Annotated in this window: 16 protein-coding genes and 1 pseudogene; 15 read left to right on the top strand and 2 right to left on the bottom strand. The window is 35.6% G+C overall.

The annotated features are described in order from the left end of the window. Positions 1-58 precede the first annotated feature (58 nt). The 11 genes and pseudogenes from H280_RS0112685 to fsa all read left to right on the top strand — a co-directional run bounded on the left by H280_RS0112685 (position 59) and on the right by fsa (position 10,226). A complete protein-coding gene (locus H280_RS0112685) occupies positions 59-787 on the top strand; it encodes an amino acid ABC transporter ATP-binding protein (RefSeq protein WP_020061504.1) in 729 nt (242 codons plus the stop codon). A 12-nt stretch (positions 788-799) separates the two neighbouring features. Beyond that, positions 800-1,624 carry a glutamate ABC transporter substrate-binding protein gene (locus H280_RS0112690; RefSeq protein ID WP_020061505.1) on the top strand — a complete coding sequence of 275 codons (825 nt, stop codon included), beginning with the start codon at positions 800-802 and terminating at the stop codon, positions 1,622-1,624. A 259-nt stretch (positions 1,625-1,883) separates the two neighbouring features. Beyond that, positions 1,884-2,540 (top strand): amino acid ABC transporter permease, encoded by a 657-nt coding sequence (locus tag H280_RS0112695; protein WP_020061506.1) that lies wholly within the window; start codon positions 1,884-1,886, stop codon positions 2,538-2,540. Further along, positions 2,541-3,185: an amino acid ABC transporter permease gene (locus H280_RS0112700; protein WP_020061507.1), complete on the top strand. Its 645-nt coding sequence runs from the start codon at positions 2,541-2,543 to the stop codon at positions 3,183-3,185. It abuts the gene before it with no gap. Positions 3,186-3,324: 139 nt separating this feature from the next. Beyond that, positions 3,325-4,752 carry an amino acid permease gene (locus H280_RS0112705; RefSeq protein WP_020061508.1) on the top strand — a complete coding sequence of 476 codons (1,428 nt, stop codon included), beginning with the start codon at positions 3,325-3,327 and terminating at the stop codon, positions 4,750-4,752. Next, the gene (locus H280_RS0112710) at positions 4,727-5,104 is read left to right on the top strand and encodes an OsmC family protein (RefSeq protein ID WP_020061509.1); all 378 of its coding nucleotides are present in this window, start codon (positions 4,727-4,729) and stop codon (positions 5,102-5,104) included. The genes H280_RS0112705 and H280_RS0112710 overlap by 26 nt, the downstream gene beginning before the upstream one ends. A gap of 531 nt (positions 5,105-5,635) precedes the next feature. Next, complete coding sequence (locus tag H280_RS0112720) at positions 5,636-6,094, top strand: MarR family winged helix-turn-helix transcriptional regulator (RefSeq protein WP_020061510.1); 459 nt, start codon at positions 5,636-5,638, stop codon at positions 6,092-6,094. A 19-nt stretch (positions 6,095-6,113) separates the two neighbouring features. Then, a complete protein-coding gene (locus H280_RS0112725; protein WP_020061511.1) occupies positions 6,114-7,745 on the top strand; it encodes an MDR family MFS transporter in 1,632 nt (543 codons plus the stop codon). A 155-nt stretch (positions 7,746-7,900) separates the two neighbouring features. Beyond that, positions 7,901-8,139: pseudogene (locus tag H280_RS25070) on the top strand (substrate-binding domain-containing protein); the annotation flags it as partial. Positions 8,140-8,152: 13 nt separating this feature from the next. Next, positions 8,153-9,052: a ribokinase gene (gene rbsK, locus H280_RS0112735; protein WP_020061513.1), complete on the top strand. Its 900-nt coding sequence runs from the start codon at positions 8,153-8,155 to the stop codon at positions 9,050-9,052. 526 nt (positions 9,053-9,578) lie between these two features. Beyond that, a complete protein-coding gene (gene fsa, locus H280_RS0112740) occupies positions 9,579-10,226 on the top strand; it encodes a fructose-6-phosphate aldolase (protein WP_020061514.1) in 648 nt (215 codons plus the stop codon). Between the two features lie 482 nt (positions 10,227-10,708). On the opposite strand, the gene H280_RS0112745 is transcribed toward fsa, so the two are convergent. Beyond that, a complete protein-coding gene (locus H280_RS0112745) occupies positions 10,709-11,863 on the bottom strand; it encodes an MFS transporter (protein ID WP_020061515.1) in 1,155 nt (384 codons plus the stop codon). 358 nt (positions 11,864-12,221) lie between these two features. Here H280_RS0112745 and H280_RS0112750 point away from each other — a divergent pair, with 358 nt between their 5' ends. Next, complete coding sequence (locus H280_RS0112750; RefSeq protein WP_020061516.1) at positions 12,222-12,905, top strand: helix-turn-helix domain-containing protein; 684 nt, start codon at positions 12,222-12,224, stop codon at positions 12,903-12,905. Between the two features lie 581 nt (positions 12,906-13,486). Here H280_RS0112750 and H280_RS0112760 read toward each other — a convergent pair. Continuing rightward, the gene (locus tag H280_RS0112760; RefSeq protein ID WP_020061518.1) at positions 13,487-13,921 is read right to left on the bottom strand and encodes a hypothetical protein; all 435 of its coding nucleotides are present in this window, start codon (positions 13,919-13,921) and stop codon (positions 13,487-13,489) included. 376 nt (positions 13,922-14,297) lie between these two features. Between H280_RS0112760 and H280_RS0112765 the strand changes: the two genes are divergently transcribed. The 3 genes from H280_RS0112765 to H280_RS0112775 all read left to right on the top strand — a co-directional run bounded on the left by H280_RS0112765 (position 14,298) and on the right by H280_RS0112775 (position 17,099). Then, entirely contained in the window at positions 14,298-15,470 is a 1,173-nt protein-coding gene (locus H280_RS0112765; RefSeq protein ID WP_020061519.1) for an amino acid deaminase/aldolase, read from the top strand. Next, positions 15,458-16,744 (top strand): D-arabinono-1,4-lactone oxidase, encoded by a 1,287-nt coding sequence (locus H280_RS0112770; protein WP_020061520.1) that lies wholly within the window; start codon positions 15,458-15,460, stop codon positions 16,742-16,744. The genes H280_RS0112765 and H280_RS0112770 overlap by 13 nt, the downstream gene beginning before the upstream one ends. Positions 16,745-16,892: 148 nt before the next feature. Beyond that, on the top strand, positions 16,893-17,099 hold the full coding sequence (locus tag H280_RS0112775) for a hypothetical protein (protein ID WP_028411216.1): 207 nt from the start codon (positions 16,893-16,895) through the stop codon (positions 17,097-17,099). Positions 17,100-17,134 lie beyond the last annotated feature (35 nt).

The following is a 17,134-nucleotide window of genomic DNA, read 5'->3' on the forward strand; positions in this document are numbered from 1 at the left end:
GTGTTTTCGAATATAAAAAACTATACAGGCCTTTTGGTAGATAAAGGAGGGGAGTAAATTGATTGTTTTTCGCGATGTCAACAAGTATTACGGCAGCTTTCAAGTTTTAAAAAATATTAATTTGCAAATTGAAAAAGGGGAAGTCGTTGTGGTTGTTGGACCATCGGGGTCAGGGAAAAGTACGTTGCTGCGCTGCATGAATCAATTAGAGATGATCACGAATGGTGAGTTGGTTGTAAATGGTGTAAACATACATGAGGGAAAGAAAGACATAAATCAATTAAGACGAAGCATCGGTATGGTATTTCAACATTTTTATTTATATCCCCATAAAACGGTACTTCAAAATATTACATTTGCTCCGATAAAAGTACTTAAAAAGCCAAAAGAAGAAGCAGAAAAAATCGCCATGTTTTATTTAGAAAAAGTAGGGATTACGGATAAAGTAAATGCCTACCCGCACCAATTATCAGGCGGACAGCAACAGCGCGTTGCGATTGCAAGGGGGCTAGCAATGAAACCGGAGATTATGCTGTTTGATGAACCGACTTCAGCGCTTGATCCTGAAATGATTGGTGAGGTACTTGACGTGATGAAAACGTTAGCAAAAGAAGGCATGACGATGGTTGTTGTTACACATGAGATGGGATTTGCCCGCGAGGTAGCTGATCGCATTTTATTTATGGACAAGGGTGAAATTGTGGAAGAGGCCTCACCTGCTGATTTCTTTGTAAATCCAAAGCAAGAACGAGCAAGGTTATTTTTAAGTCGTGTGCTGAATCGTTAAAGGAGGAATTTGATGATTAACATGAAAAGGTGGTTTACACTTATCGTTTTTGCCTGTTTATTTGTACTGATTGTAGCTGGTTGTGGAAGTAAGAAAGAAAAAGAAGCTGTAAAAAATGAGAAAGAAACTGTTATTGATCAAATTAAAAAACGCGGGAAATTAGTTGTCGGTGTGAAGCATGATACGAATCTATTTGGATTAAAGAACCCGGCAACGGGAAAGGTAGAAGGATTTGACATCGATGTTGCGAAAGCACTTGCGAAAAAGATTTTAGGCGATGAGAATAAATTAGAATTAAAAGAAGTTACTTCTAAAACGCGCATCCCGATGTTAAAAAACGGTGATATTGACGCGATTATTGCGACAATGACAATTACTGAGGAACGTAAAAAAGAAGTTGATTTCTCGGATGTGTATTTTAAAGCTGGGCAATCTTTACTTGTGAAAAAAGGAAGCGGAATTAAAGATATAGCTGACGTGAAAAAGGGAGTAAAAGTATTGGCTGTAAAAGGTTCTACTTCTACGAACAATATTCGTGCCAAATCACCAGAAGCGACTGTGCTTGAATTTGAAAACTATAGTGAAGCATTTACAGCATTGAAGGCAGGACAAGGAGATGTTTTAACAACAGATAATGCCATTTTATATGGTATGGAAAAGCAAGACGCAAATTATGAAGTGGTTGGAAAAAAATTCACGGACGAACCATATGGCATTGCGGTGAGAAAAGGAGAAACGGAGCTTACGAAAGTAATTAATGAGTTACTAAAAGAGATGCAAGCGAACGGTGAATACAATAAGTTGTATGAAAAGTGGATCGGGAAAAAGCCAGAGTAAAACTATAAGAGGGTGAGTAATACTCATCCTCTTATTATATAAATACAAGTTGACTTTTTAACATCTAAGTCGCCGCTATGCAGAACAAAACATGGCCGCTACTTGCTGTCTATCTTTGTTTTAAACTTTGCACGTGGCAGGAAAAGGAACTGACCGCCTCTATGCATGGCCAGTTGCTCTCGCCCACCGAAAAAGAAGAGGGTTTTTATATTAGTTTTTCAATTTGCATCTATATATTAAGAAAGAGGGGGGAGAGTTTGTGCCCGATTTTTCGATTCTCTCAAATAATCTAGATTTGTATTTAGAGGGATTCAAATATACGTTGCTGTCTAGTTTGATTGCGTTAATTGGTAGTTTTATTCTTGGTATCATCATCGCAGTGATGCGAATTGCACCAATTCGCGTTTTAAATTGGATTGGTGCAACGTATGTAGAGTTTATTCGGAATATCCCTTTAGTTCTCATTGCATTTGCTTTTTATTTTGCTTTTCCGGTAATTGGCGTTACATTAAGCGGCTTTGTTGCTGGAACAACTGCCCTTACGATATATACAGCGGCTTTTATTACAGAGGCGATTCGGGCGGGAATTTTATCAATTCCGAAAGGACAGATGGAAGCAGCTCGTTCTTCTGGCTTAACGTATGTACAAGCGATGTATTATGTCATTTTGCCGCAAGCGATAAAAATTGTAATTCCGCCGCTAGGTAATCAATTTCTAAATTTAGTGAAGAACTCTTCTATACTAGGTATTATCGCAGGGGCGGACTTAATGTATCAAGGCGATTTAATCTCTACAAGAACATTTGTCACATTTGATGTTTATATCTTTGTTGGGATGTTTTATTTACTTTTAACAGTTCCGCTTAGCATGGGTGTTCGATACTTAGAGAAACACTTGGCGAAAGGAGCTGTGTAAATGGATTTTCGAGGTGCTTATACAGGGGATCATATTATTTTTTTATTAAAAGGATTACTTGTTACGTTAGAAATCGCCCTTATCGCAATCTTCCTTAGTTTTATCATTGGTAGCGTTATCGGTACGCTTAGATATGCGAAAATACCGGTTGTATCAACGATACTTGCGTTTATTGTGGAGCTCATTCGTAATTTACCGTTGTTATTAATTATATTCTTTACGTATTTTGCGCTCCCAGAAGCGGGGCTGAAATTAGAAATTACAACGGCGGCTATTGTGGCTTTGACAATATTTGAAGCAGCGATGATATCAGAAATTGTTCGCAGTGGTTTATTTTCAATTGAGAAAGGGCAAATTGAAGCAGCGCGTGCGTCAGGGTTATCGTATGTCCAAACGCTGCAGCACATTATTTTACCCCAAGCATTGCGGCGTATGGTGCCGCCCCTTGTCAGTCAGTTCATATCTCTATTAAAAGATACATCGTTGGCAGTTGTCATTTCATTGCCAGAATTAATGCATAATGCTCAAATTATAAACGGTCAAAATGTAAATTATATGATTCCAACTTTCCTGCTAGTTGCCTGTATGTATTTTATTGTAAATTATAGTTTGTCTCTTTTTTCAAGGCGATTGGAAAGTAGATAACTCTTGCATTGTATTTTATGCAAGAGTTATTTTTTTAGAAAAATTTTAATTTTATATAGAAATTGTAAACGCTTTATTGTATATTTTTTATTATCAGAAAATTTTAAAATTCAAAGGGGTATTCAAGGGGAGGAAGAAGATGAATCAGACAACGAATGAGCAATTACATCGTACAATGAAGAGTAGACATTTATTTATGATTGCACTTGGAGGAGTAATCGGGACAGGTTTCTTTCTCGGATCAGGATATACAATTAATCAAGCAGGACCAGGAGGAGCGATCCTTTCGTACTTAGTCGGTGGTTTAATTATGTATTTAACGATGCTTTGCCTTGGTGAACTAACAGTTGCCATGCCCGTTTCGGGGTCATTTCAAAAATATGCGACGAAATTTATCGGACCTGGAACAGGATTTATGATTGGCTGGCTGTATTGGTTAGGGTGGGCTGTAACGGTTGGTTTAGAATTAACGTCAATTGGTTTAATGATGAAGAGATGGTTTCCAGATGTGAATGTTTGGGTATGGTGCCTTGTGTTCGGAGTACTTTTATTTATCTCAAATGCAGTATCAGCAAAAAGTTATGCAGAACTAGAATTTTGGTTTTCAAGCATTAAAGTAATTACGATTCTTGCGTTTATAGTTCTTGGTGGAAGTGCATTGCTTGGGTTCTTACCATACGATGGAAAAGAAGCAGCACCGCTTTTTTCTAACTTCGTACATGATGGGGGACTATTTCCAAACGGTGTAGGAGCGGTATTGCTCACGATGATCACGGTAAATTTCTCTTTCCAAGGAACAGAGTTAATTGGGATTGCGGCAGGTGAAAGTAAGGAACCAGAAAAAACAATTCCACGTGCGATTCGTAATACAGTGTGGAGAATTATGTTGTTCTTTATTTTAACAATCACAATTTTAGTAGGATTAATTTCTTGGAAAGAAGCAGGAGTGATTGAAAGTCCATTTGTTGTTGTTTTTGATAAAATTGGTATTCCATATGCAGCGGACATTATGAACTTTGTTATTATTACTGCTCTATTATCGGTAGCAAACTCTGGATTATATGCAGCAACACGTATATTATGGTCGCTAGCAAATGAGGGAATGGCACCAGCTTCCTTTAAGAAGGTGAATAAAAGAGGGATCCCGATTACAGCATTGGCTGTGACGATGATTATTGCAGGGCTATCGTTATTAACAAGCGTATTCGCAGAAAGTACTGTATACATGTATTTACTATCGATTGCCGGATTATCTGCGGTGGCGAGTTGGATTATTATCGCATTTTCACAAATTCGATTTAGACAGCAATATGTAAAGAACGGTGGAAAGCTAGAGGATTTAAAATATAAGACACCATTATATCCAATTGTTCCAATTGCGGCGCTTGTTTTAAACAGCATTGTTGTGGTTAGCTTAGCTTTCATCCCAGAACAGCGCATGGCATTATATTGCGGTATTCCATTTATTATTTTTTGCTACATATATTATTATATAAATAAAAAGAGACAGCAAAAGGTAAAAATGGAAATGGAGAATACATATGCAACTAATAGTAAAGCGCGATAAAATTATAACGAAAGTTCCATATGGTGAATTGCAAATTGGAAAAGAGAATGGGTATACACCATTAGAACTTCTTATTTCTTCAATTGCAGGGTGCAGTGCCATTGTATTTCGAACGATCTTAGAAAAAAAACGTATTACGTATCATGAATTTACAATGGAAACAGAAATAATAAGAAGTGAGACATTGTCAAAACCAGTAAAGAGTGTTCACATACACTATAAAATAAAGGCAGAAAGAATCACGCAAGAACAGTTAGAAAAGGCGTTAGAACTTGCGATGAAAAATTGTACAATTGTTCAATCTGTGAAGGACAGCATTGAAATTATTGAAACAATTGAATTGATTTCATAAAGTGAAACTTTAATCAGTGGGGGCGAAACGACCAGAGATTTTAGCCGCTAGAGCTGGACAATGCTTTCGATGAATTTTGAGGTGGGAGTAACTGCCCACGAATAGCGGGATAAACAAGTACAGACTACCATTGCTATGTTTTGGATACATAGCAATGGTAGTCTTTTTGTTATGGGAAAAATCATCCTAGTACTTCATTTATATAAATTCATTTTCATTTCTCCACATCTTTGTTTAGCTCTGTCTTCTAAACAGTCGCTTTATAAGTCGCTGCTATGCAAAATACAACATGCCCTCCTACTTGCTTGTTCTTTTTGTTTAAAACCCGGCATGTGGCAGGAAAAGGCCCTAACCGCTTCTGTGTATGGCCAGATGCTCTCGCCCCCACTAAAAAAGGGGGGGTTTTATGTAATTTTTTTACTGAAAAAATTACGAAGTTTTGTAATAAACAAAATGATTGACATTATTAGTTACGGATATTAATATTTAAAGGCGTTAAATATTTCATTGTTTAAATAAGGGGTAGAAAATATGCAAAATGACATGACTCATATAGATAAAATTCAAGCTCTTGCATTTTCTATTAGCAAGAAATTGCAAACGGAGTTATTAGCGAAATTACAGTCATCTGGATTAACACCACCGCAATTTTACATTTTAAAAATTTTAGATCATTACGGTGCATCAAGAGCAACAACATTAGCGAGGAAAATGTATGTGAAACCGAGTGCAATTACAGTAATGATTGATCGTTTAATCGATCACGAATTGGTTTTGCGTTATCACGATGAAAATGATCGCCGCGTGGTTGTAATTGAGTTAACGGCAAAGGGGAAAGCTGTTCTAGAAGAGGCAATGATTGCTCGTAATCAACATATTGCCAAGTACTTTTCCGAATTAGAAGTACAAGAGAGAGAAGACTTGTTGCGATTATTTGAAAAACTAGAAGCAATTATTTGTCAATCATCAGAGAAGAAAGAGACAAACTAAAGAGAGTTGAGGAGATTATATGGAACAACAAGCAAATCAAAATAGAACGTTGTTGTTAATTGGTTTAGTTATCGCGATGCTATTTGCTGCATTAGACGGAACAATCGTTGGTACAGCAATGCCGCGTATTGTCGGTGAACTTGGCGGATTAAGTTTAATGACATGGTTAACAACAGCATATATGTTATCATCAACAACGGTTGTACCAATCGCTGGTAAATTAGCCGATTTATTAGGTCGCCGCACTGTATATATGACAGGATTAATCGTCTTTATGATTGGTTCTGCGCTTTGTGGTATGGCAAATGGTATGACAGAATTAATTATTTTCCGTGCTATTCAAGGGCTTGGCGGCGGTATTATGATGCCGATGGCTATGATTATCATCGGGGATATGTTTACAGGAAAAGAACGTGCGAAATGGCAAGGGGTTTTCGGAGCGCTTTATGGTCTTGCTTCTGTCATTGGTCCGCAAATTGGTGGTTGGATTGTTGATTCAATGAACTGGAGATGGGTATTCTACATTAACTTACCAGTTGGAATTTTAGCGACCATCTTTATCGCAATGGGCTTAAAAGGGACGAAACAAACGGGGCCAATTCAAATTGACATCGCTGGTATTTTCACGATGATTGTCGGTGTTGTGAGCTTATTATTAGCATTAACATTTGGCGGAAAAGACTACGCCTGGGATTCTTGGCAAATTATTGGTTTATTTGCGCTTGCGATCATTGGCCTTGTAAGCTTTGTGATGGTTGAGCGAAAAGCGAAAGAACCGATTTTACCTGTCCATTTCTTTAAAAATCGTACATTTACAGTATTAAATGCAATTGGTTTCTTTATGAGTATTGGAATGTTCGGAGCAATCATGTTTGTTCCATTCTTTATGCAAGGCATTGTCGGTGTAAGTGCTGCTGAATCAGGAACAATTATGACGCCAATGATGATTACGATGATTATCACAAGTATTATTGGCGGTCAGCTTGTGTTAAAAGTTGGAGTAAAACCACAAATTATTACTGGGATGCTAGTTATGGCTGGCGGATTTGGAATGTTAACGACAATGGATATGCATACAAGTAAGCTCGTTGCAACGTTGTATATGATGATTATTGGTTTTGGAATGGGTCTTGTAATGCCAACTTTAACATTAGCATTACAAGAAAGCTTCCCGAAAAAAGATCTTGGAGTTGTAACTTCATCAAGCCAATTCTTCCGTCAAATCGGTGGTACATTTGGAATTACGATTTTAGGTTCCATTATGAATAACACATCCGGTACAGTATTAACAGAAAAATTAGTGCCAGTACTGAATACGTTCCCACCACAAGCAGGGCAAATCGTGACGAAGTTTAAAGATATGATTCATACAGATCCACAAGGGCTATATTCAATGTTATTTAGTCCAGAAGCAATGAAGAAACTGCCAGAACCAATTGCAAATAGCATTGTGCCTGTATTGAAGACATCATTATTAGATTCTCTTCACCATGTATTTATAACTGGATTAGTATTTATTCTAGTTGGTGCTGTATTTACATTATTCTTGAAAAAAATTAATCTTTCTGATCGTAAAAAGGGAGCAGAAGAACAAAAGAGTGAAGTAGAAGAGAAAGAAGAAAAAGAGGCAAGTGTATCTTTTTCATCATAAAGAAGGGCATCGCCAGTAGTGGCGGTGCTTTTTATATGTAAAAAATTGACGGATTTTAGTGGATACGTTATATTATTTCCGTAAACGGTTACATATGATGAAGAGGGAAAAGAATGTCTACGATAAAAGACGTCGCGAAACTAGCAGGTGTATCTGTTGCTTATGAATTGCTTGAGAAACATCCGAATATTGATGGGATTGTAGCAGGAAATGATTTGATGGAATTTCTTTAGCAGAAATGATGTATCTAGCTATCACTACTGTCGTCCAGCCTATACATGAGATGGGTAAAGTTGCAACACAGTTGTTAGTAAAGAAAATACAAGGGCATCAATTAAAGGAAGAACATTATCGTTTACCAATTTCAATTATAGAGCGAAATACAACAAATTAAGGAGGGAAAACAATTGCCGAATATTGTGGTAGTTGGCAGTATTTCCGTAGATTTAGTTGCCATCTCAAAAAAACGCCCGAAAGCCGGTGAAACAGTAATTGGAGAATCATTTCATACTGTTCCAGGTGGAAAAGGTGCAAACCAAGCTGTCGCTGCAGCACGTTTAGGCGCAAATGTTGCGATGGTTGGAGCAATTGGAAATGATAATTACGGAAAATTTGTTCGAAACAACTTAGAGAATGAGCATATTTTTATCGAATATGTAGAAACAGTAACAAGTGAAACAACAGGCATTGCTCATATCGTATTGGCTGAAGAAGATAATAGCATCATTGTTGTACAAGGTGCAAATCGTTTTGTAAGCGAACAAACTGTAAATCGTGCAACAGATCTTCTTACGAAAGCAGATATGGTTGTTTTGCAGCTAGAAATTCCACTTGAGACAGTGAAATATGTACTAAATATTTGTGAAGAATATCAAATTCCCGTCATTTTAAATCCAGCACCAGCGCAAAAGTTGCCAGAGGAAGTACTGCAAAAAGCAACGTATATTACACCAAATGAGCATGAATGTCGAATTGTCCTAGATGACTTTACATCACCAATTGAATCACTTCTTGAAAAATATCCCAATAAATTGTTGATGACAGAAGGTGGAAACGGTGTTCGATTCCATAATGGCGCAGAACTGGTTCATGTACCAAGCATTTCTGTTGAAGTTATCGATACGACAGGAGCTGGAGATACATTTAACGGTGCATTAGCAGTTGCGATTGCAGAGGGAGAAGAATTGCAAAAAGCGATTCATTTTGCAAACATTGCAGCCGGGATTTCTGTAACAAAATTAGGAGCTCAAGGTGGTATGCCATCAAGAGATAAATTACGAGAAGTACAGATGATTGTAGGATGGTAAGTTTTAATTAGCTTATATTGAACTGTCAAATGCATTTTAAATTATGACTTTTAGCGTAATTTTGCTGTAGAGGTATTGACTTATCGGTACGTTCTATTTTAGCATTATGACGTACACTTATTGTTGGTATGGATTCATTCTCTGCAATAAGAGTGGAATTATTTTCTGTTCTTACAATCGGAATTGTAAACGGTCTCATCATTGAGTAAGAAAAAGTAGAACCTTTTATCGAAAATGATGTTTTGAGGAGTTTTACATTCTTTTTTATGGACAGACGTCTGACCATTCATTTTAGTTATTGCTTTGATATTTCTGTTCTTTACGGATATTACCGTAAAACAATAGTAGTTAATGTACAAAATCTCGTTTTAAAGGCAATATGCAATCGGTAACATTTCAACGATTCCAATGCAGTTACATCGGTAGTAAGTGTGGCAAAGGAAAAAAGTAAAAATTATTTTGGTTGAATTAGACCGTATTAAGAGAAAATAAACACATACTTATATTCAGAAAGGAAGAAAAAAACATGAAATTTTTTATTGATACAGCAAACATTGACGAAATTAAAGAGGCAAATGACCTTGGCGTATTAGCAGGTGTGACAACGAACCCATCTCTTGTTGCAAAAGAAGGCGTAGATTTCCATGAGCGTATTCGCGAAATTTGCGGCGTAGTAACAGGACCTGTAAGTGCAGAGGTTATTAGCTTAGAATCAGCTAAAATGATTGAAGAAGGAAAAGAATTAGCGAAAATCGCACCAAACGTTGTTGTAAAGGTACCGATGACAACAGAAGGTTTAAAAGCAGTAAAAGCGTTCTCTGATTTAGGAATTCGCACAAACGTAACATTAGTATTCTCAGCAGTACAAGCATTACTTGCAGCACGTGCTGGTGCAACGTACGTATCTCCATTCTTAGGTCGCTTAGATGATATCGGTCATAACGGCATGGACTTAATTCGTCAAATTGCTGATATCTTTGCGATTCACGGTATTCCAACAGAAATCATTGCAGCATCTGTACGCCACTCTGTTCACGTAACAGAAGCAGCGTTAAACGGTGCACATATCGCAACAATTCCAGCAAATGTTATCGCTTCATTAGTGAAACATCCATTAACAGATCAAGGAATTGAGAAATTCTTAGCTGACTGGGAAAAAACACAAGGAAAATAATATAAAAAAAGTGGTTCAACGGATACGTTGAACCACTTTTTTTGTTAATGAGATTGAAATATCGGCGCTTTTTTCGATATACCAGCGCAAATGCATCATTTATCAGCGAATTTTACAATATATCGGCGATTCGACACAAAATAAAGACTCTTTGACGGAATTCAACAACTTAGAAACATTAAAGAGAACAGACAAACGTTTTTTCTACTAATAATTAGTAGGGGAATTAACATAATGTAAATTAAATATTTTATCGAGTTATGCAGAGAGAAAAAATATTTCCGGGGGAATTGTCGAAAGTTATTCCGTTTATGAACAGCAATAACGGCTCCTGTTGTTATAGATAGCCAGTTTGAGTTTTCAGTATGTAAGTTGTCACTACGCAAAATACAGCATGATCACGACTTTTTGGTTTAAACCTTGCATGGGCCCACCTAAAAAATCGGGATATGCTTCTTAAAATGAAAAGACAATGATGGGGGCTATCCTATCATTGTCTTTTTTAATCTGCCACGCACATAAATTGTTGAAGCAAAGGTAAGCAAGAAAGCTGTTCCTGTTATAAAGCTTACGCTCGGTGAGGCGCCGATTGCTCCAATTGTAAATGAACCAGCAACAACACCTAATGAGAAGAATGCATAAAATAATCCAAATGCTTTTCCACGATTGTCTTCGGTTGTATTTTCAACAAGTAAGGCATTAATAGAAGGAAAGAGAATGGCAAATCCAATTCCGTAAATTATCATGACAATAAAAAGCATGCCCTTTGATGTAAATATACCAAGCAATGAAAGTGCAAATGCCATCACGGCAATACCAATAATCATCATTTTTTGACGGTTAAACAAATCATATATACGATTTGTTGGTAGTAAGAAGAAGAGGATAGCAGTAATTCCAAAGCTACTCAGCATCATTCCAGTTGTAGATGATTTTAGTCCTAAGGCTGCTATTTTTACAGGTAACATATATGTGACGATTCCTTGTGAAAACATTAAGGTGAAAGCACCGATATATGCTTGTAATAGTGGTTCGAATTTCAATAATTCAAGTAGCTCTTCTTTGTTCATCATTTGCATCCGTGATGTTTTTGTTCTTGTTATATGGTTTGGGAGTAAGCAAAGTGAGATCACTGTACCTACTATCATTAAAATAGAAATTGTAATGAAGACCCAGTGTATACCAGCTTTCGCTTTCATAATCCCGCTAAAAGCAGGACCGATGATAGCAGCTGCTCCAACAGCTGCACCAGATAAAGCCATTGCTTTCCCCTGTTTTTTTGATTTTGACTGTTTGGATAAGAAAGTGAAAGCAGCTGGTATTAAGAAGCCGTCACTAAATCCGTGCAGAAAACGAACGATAATCAGTTGTTCTCCGCTTTGAACAAAGATATACAATAAAACTATGAAACTTGTAATGCCCATACTAACATAAAGAACTTTTTTTGCTCCATATTTATCAACAGATGCACCTGCAATAATATTGCCAATCATATTAGCAAACGAGTACATTCCAACAACAAGACCAATAATAAGCGGAGTTCCCCCAAGGTTTTGTGCATATGTGCTCATAATTGGTAACTGTGAAAATGTATCGAAAAATGCGATGATAACGATAAAATAAATAAAGTATTTCAACTCTTTCACCTCTCTTGTGCTATTATGACATAATGCTAATTTTCTCCGCAATGAAATTGATTGGCATGTTTGGAAATTTGCACATGTATAGAGGGAGGGGGCAGTGCCTTTTCATGCCCTGTTTGCATAACAGTAGTCTATATGCCAAAAAATGAATTTATAAGTAATAGAGAGACACATTTTCACTAGAATCATACTCTTTTCTAAAAGGTATAGCTGAGTAGTTACAAAAATAGAAGATAAATCAAAATAAAAGGGTCTGCAACAGATCGTTGCAGACCCTTTTATTGTAATGCTACGACCCGTTTCTTACTATTTAATATTAGAATGAATTAGAGTAATTAAAGGAGGTACAAACATGAATATTGGAAAGAAGATAAAACATTTAAGATTAATAAATAAAATGACGCAAGAAGATGTAGCCAACCAATTATTTATTTCAAGACAAGTTATATCTAAATGGGAACTAGGAAAAAGTCTTCCTGATCTAACAAATTTATTAGCCTTAAGCAAACTATTTAATGTTTCAATTGATTCTTTATTAAAGGAGGATTCAAATTTGCAGAATCAAATAATAAAACAAAGTAATTACAAAAAATATTTAATGATGACCTATATATACATATATTCTTTGTTTGCTATTGTTGTTATATTTTGTTGTCTTGTTGCTTTTTTACTTATACCAAAAGACATAAAAACATCAGATCTAGAAGTTATTAATTCACACTTTTATAAAGAAGCCGATAATAAGGAAACCCTATATATTTATAGTAAATTAAAACCTTTTTTCTCCAGTTATTCAGGAAATCATGGCTTCAAAATAAAAGAACATGAAATAGAGATTCATGCTAATCGAAATTCAATTCCTTTTAAAAATAAAGATGTTTTATTTTCTATTAAAAAAGATATAGCCCATGGAATAGACTGGGAAGAAAAAGATGTTTATATTGTAGACGAAAACAATAACAAAATACTTATATATAACCATAAAAATAAACAACTATATTATCAAATAAAAAAAGGTGACAAAGTAGATGATTAAAATCAAAAACGTTTATAAGTATATTTTTATAGTAACTACATTTATTCTTAATGTAATTAGTTGTTTACTTATTGCAAATACCTTATTTCTATCAAATGTATTGTTTTCTACCATATTTATATTTTTTACTATTTTATTTCAATCAACTACAATTCTATTTATTATATATATGATTAGAAATGATAAATCTAAAAAAATAAAAGTAATATCATATATTTTTTTAACACTAGATATATTTATCTTTTTATCCTTACTATTTATAGCATATACATTAGTAACATCATGTTAATAAAATATCATTAGCATCTTATCTGATTTATCCAACTTTTCTATAGTTCTTTTCAATATGAAAAGTATATGTTTGTAATTCCTTATAAACAAAAGAACATCCTCTAAACTTGAACTGGGCCACTGATGTGAGACAGGAATAAAACACCTATACTACCTGTTCCCTATACTCAACCGGGGGCAGGTAGTTTAATTTTTTTAACCTTGCATGTGATAGGAAAAGGGATTGACTGCTTCTATGCATGGCCAGATGCTCTCGCTTACCTAAAAAGAAGGAGAGATTCATGAGTTATTTACAAAGTGTAGGTGGGGAATATAGAAGCTTGCAATAATAAAACAGAAGCCATTCGTAAAAATGACTTCTGTTGTTCTAACTTAATGAAAATAGGTTCTTTCTGTACTTCGGTAGAATCTCTATTATTCTCATTTTGAGGTAAATCACTAATGCGATCTGTCTCAATTGATTGTTCCGGAATACTACTTTCATTTTCTGGATTCGAGGGCTCTTCTTTTAGTGGTTGGTTAGAAAAACTATTTTCAACCTTTACTTTAGAAGGGTCGCTCTTACTGGGATTTTTAGAATCTTTATCCCTATGTACATCCGCTACATAATCATTAGACTTATTCGAACTTGTTTTCTTCTTTTGCAAAGTAACGCATATGAATATTGCAACTAGCACAACAGTTAGGAAGAATATTAAGCGTTTTTGTTGTTTACTTATCTGCATAAATTACCCCCAACGCTCAAATTTGAGCTTTTTTCCGCACAATATCTACCATAATAAAATTGTCAAAAGAAGTCTAGCATTTTCAAAAAGAATGGAAAACATACGTGATACCACTAAAAATAAGGTTTCAGTTTATTCAGTGAAGGTCTTGCTGCCAGCGAATTAGGAAACAAATATGTATATAAACGCAAATTCAGTTCTTTTCAAAAAAGAAAGCTTTCCCCCAAGGTTTTTTGGGAGAATTTGCTATTTCTCTTTTTACATTTTGCATCTCTCTAAGTAATTGTGTTTAAGAAGAAACTTTTTTCTTTTGAAAAGGAAAATTTCATTTTCTTTCCCATATATATAAGAAATATATGGGAGGGGAGAGGGAGATGTGGATCGGAGAACATTTCAAGGAATTTCAATGCCGTGTGCATTTCTTAATGAAGATGCATTAGAGAGAAATATTCAATCTATCATTCAGCTTCATAAGGGAAAACGTGTTCGAATTGCGAGTAAATCATTGCGTTCTGTTTCAGTAATGAAGAAAATTTTACAATCTCATTCTTGTTTTCAAGGAATTATGTGTTACTCACCAGCGGAAGTTCTATTTTTAATCGAACAGGGATTTGATGATTTATTGCTTGGATATCCAGTTTGGGATGAAGAGGCTTTGCAGAAAATAAGTATACTTACAAAACAAGGATACAAGATTACTTGTATGGTAGATTGTGAAGAGCACATTCTGTATTTGGAGCAGATTGCATTACAAGTAGAAGGAACGTTTCGTATTTGTTTTGATATTGATATGAGTAGTCGTTTTTTTGGTTTTCATTTTGGAGTAAAACGCTCTCCTTTGCGTACCGCAGAACAAGTACTACAAGTAGCAGATAGAGTTTTACAATCATCTTGTTTGAAAATAGATGGTGTTATGGGTTATGAAGCACAGATCGCAGGTGTAGGGGATAATGTACCAAAACAAACCTTACAAAACAAAGTGGTTTCTTATTTAAAAAGACGATCAGTAAGAGAAGTTACAAAAAGACGAGGGTTCATTGTACAAGCATTAAGGCAAAAAGGAATTTCATTACGTTTTGTAAATGGCGGAGGAACAGGGAGTATAAAGACAACTGTTCAAGATGAGTCTGTTACAGAAATTACGGTTGGGTCCGCTTTTTATTCTCCGTTGCTTTTTGATTATTATAAAGACATTGCATTTGATCCAGCAGTTGGATTTGTATTACCAATTGTTCGCCAGCCAGAACCTTATGTTTATACATGTTTAGGTGGAGGATATATTGCATCGGGAACGACTGGAAAGGACAAGCAACCGCAACCGTATATGCCAAACGGAGCAAAATTACTTCCATTAGAAGGAGCTGGTGAAGTGCAGACACCTGTTTACTATGAGGGAACAGACCAATTAGAAATTGGGGAGGGGATTGTGTTTCGGCATAGTAAAGCAGGAGAGTTGTGTGAAAGGTTTTCTTCTTTATATCGTATTTCTGATGGTGAAGTAGTAGGAGAGTATCGAACATATCGGGGGGACGGGGAATGCTTTCTATAAAGGGCCAGAGGTGGAGGAATTGGACAGGAAATGTACAGGGAGTGCCGCAGTATACGATGTATCCGAAAAGCATTGAAGAGGTTACCCAGGCTGTAGAATTTGCAAAAGAAGCTGGAAAGCGTATTCGTGTGGTTGGTTCAGGTCATTCATTTACATCGCTTGTTCAAACAGATGAGATTTTAATTTCTTTGGATAAATTACAAGGGATGATTGAGATTAATTCACAGACATTAATCGTAGAAGTATGGGCAGGTACAAAGTTGTTTCAGTTAGGTGAAATATTACAAGAGAATTTAGGGGATATTGATGCACAGTCTATTGCTGGAGCGATTAGTACAGGAACGCATGGAACGGGGATTTCATTTGGAAATTTAGCGACACAAGTTGTGGAAGTAACGGCTGTTCTGGCATCAGGAGAAGTGATTACGTGTTCTGAAAAAGAATATCCACAATATTGGAAGGGTTTTCAATTGTCGCTTGGCATGCTGGGGATTATTGTGAAAGTTAAACTAAAAGTCATTCCAGCATATTCACTTGCTTATGAAAGTAAAAAAGAATCATTTGCTACTGTTATGAGTAAATTGGAAGAATATAAGAAAAATCGTCATTTTGAGTTTTTTATCTTTCCATATTCTGACGATGTTCAAGTAAAAATTACAAACGTAACAGAGGAAGTAGGAGGAGAGTTAAAGTGGCATAAACTCAAAACAGCCCTAATAGAAAATATGGCCTTTTCATTGTTATCAGAGGGTTGTCGTTTTTTTCCTTCTATTAGTAAGAGTGTTAGTCAATTATCAGCAAAGGGAGTACCAAATACCAAAATCGTAGGCCAAAGTTATAAGGTGTTTGCAACAGCCCGCAATGTCCGTTTCTATGAGATGGAATATAGTATTCCAGCAGAATATATGAAAGAAGCAGTAGAAGAAATTTATAATCTCATTTACGAAAAAAAATTTCAAGTACATTTTCCTATTGAATGTCGCTACGCAAAAGAAGATGATATTTGGTTGAGTCCGTCATACGGAAGAGATTCTGCGTATATTGCAGTTCACATGTACAAAGGGATGCAGTACACATCATATTTTCAAGCAGTAGAACGTATTTTTCAAAAGTATGAAGGACGTCCGCATTGGGGCAAAATGCATACAATGAAATATGATACGTTGCAACAAGTATACCCTAAATTGCCTCATTTTCTAGAGTTGAGACAAACAGTAGATCCAACAGCAATGTTTTTAAATCCGTATTTAGCGAAAATGTTTTTGGTTGAATGAAAGAATAAAGTGATACTTCCATAAGAACTAAAGTTACCTTACTTAATGTTTAGAATTATATTGAATTCTCCTTTAAACGGCTTATAATCTAGATATGGCATGAGTTTAATTTTAAGAATTAATTCGGGATAAGGGGGAATCACAAATGATGAAATATGAGCTGTTTCTAGTAAATGGAGAGTATGTAACAACGTTTAATAGTGCATGGCAATTTAAAGAAGGCGAACAAGTCTTTTTTAAAGACGAGAAAGAGCAAGAAAAACGTAATTTTAGCATTGTTAATATAACACATGATGTGTTTCAGAAAAATGAACATGTGATTCACTTATACTGTCAGGAAAAGAAAGTATATTAATTTTAAAAAGCATGGAAGCTATATGACTTCCATGC

The sequence above is a fragment of the Bacillus sp. 123MFChir2 genome (assembly GCF_000383235.1).
In the GTDB taxonomy this organism is placed as follows: domain Bacteria; phylum Bacillota; class Bacilli; order Bacillales; family Bacillaceae_G; genus Bacillus_A.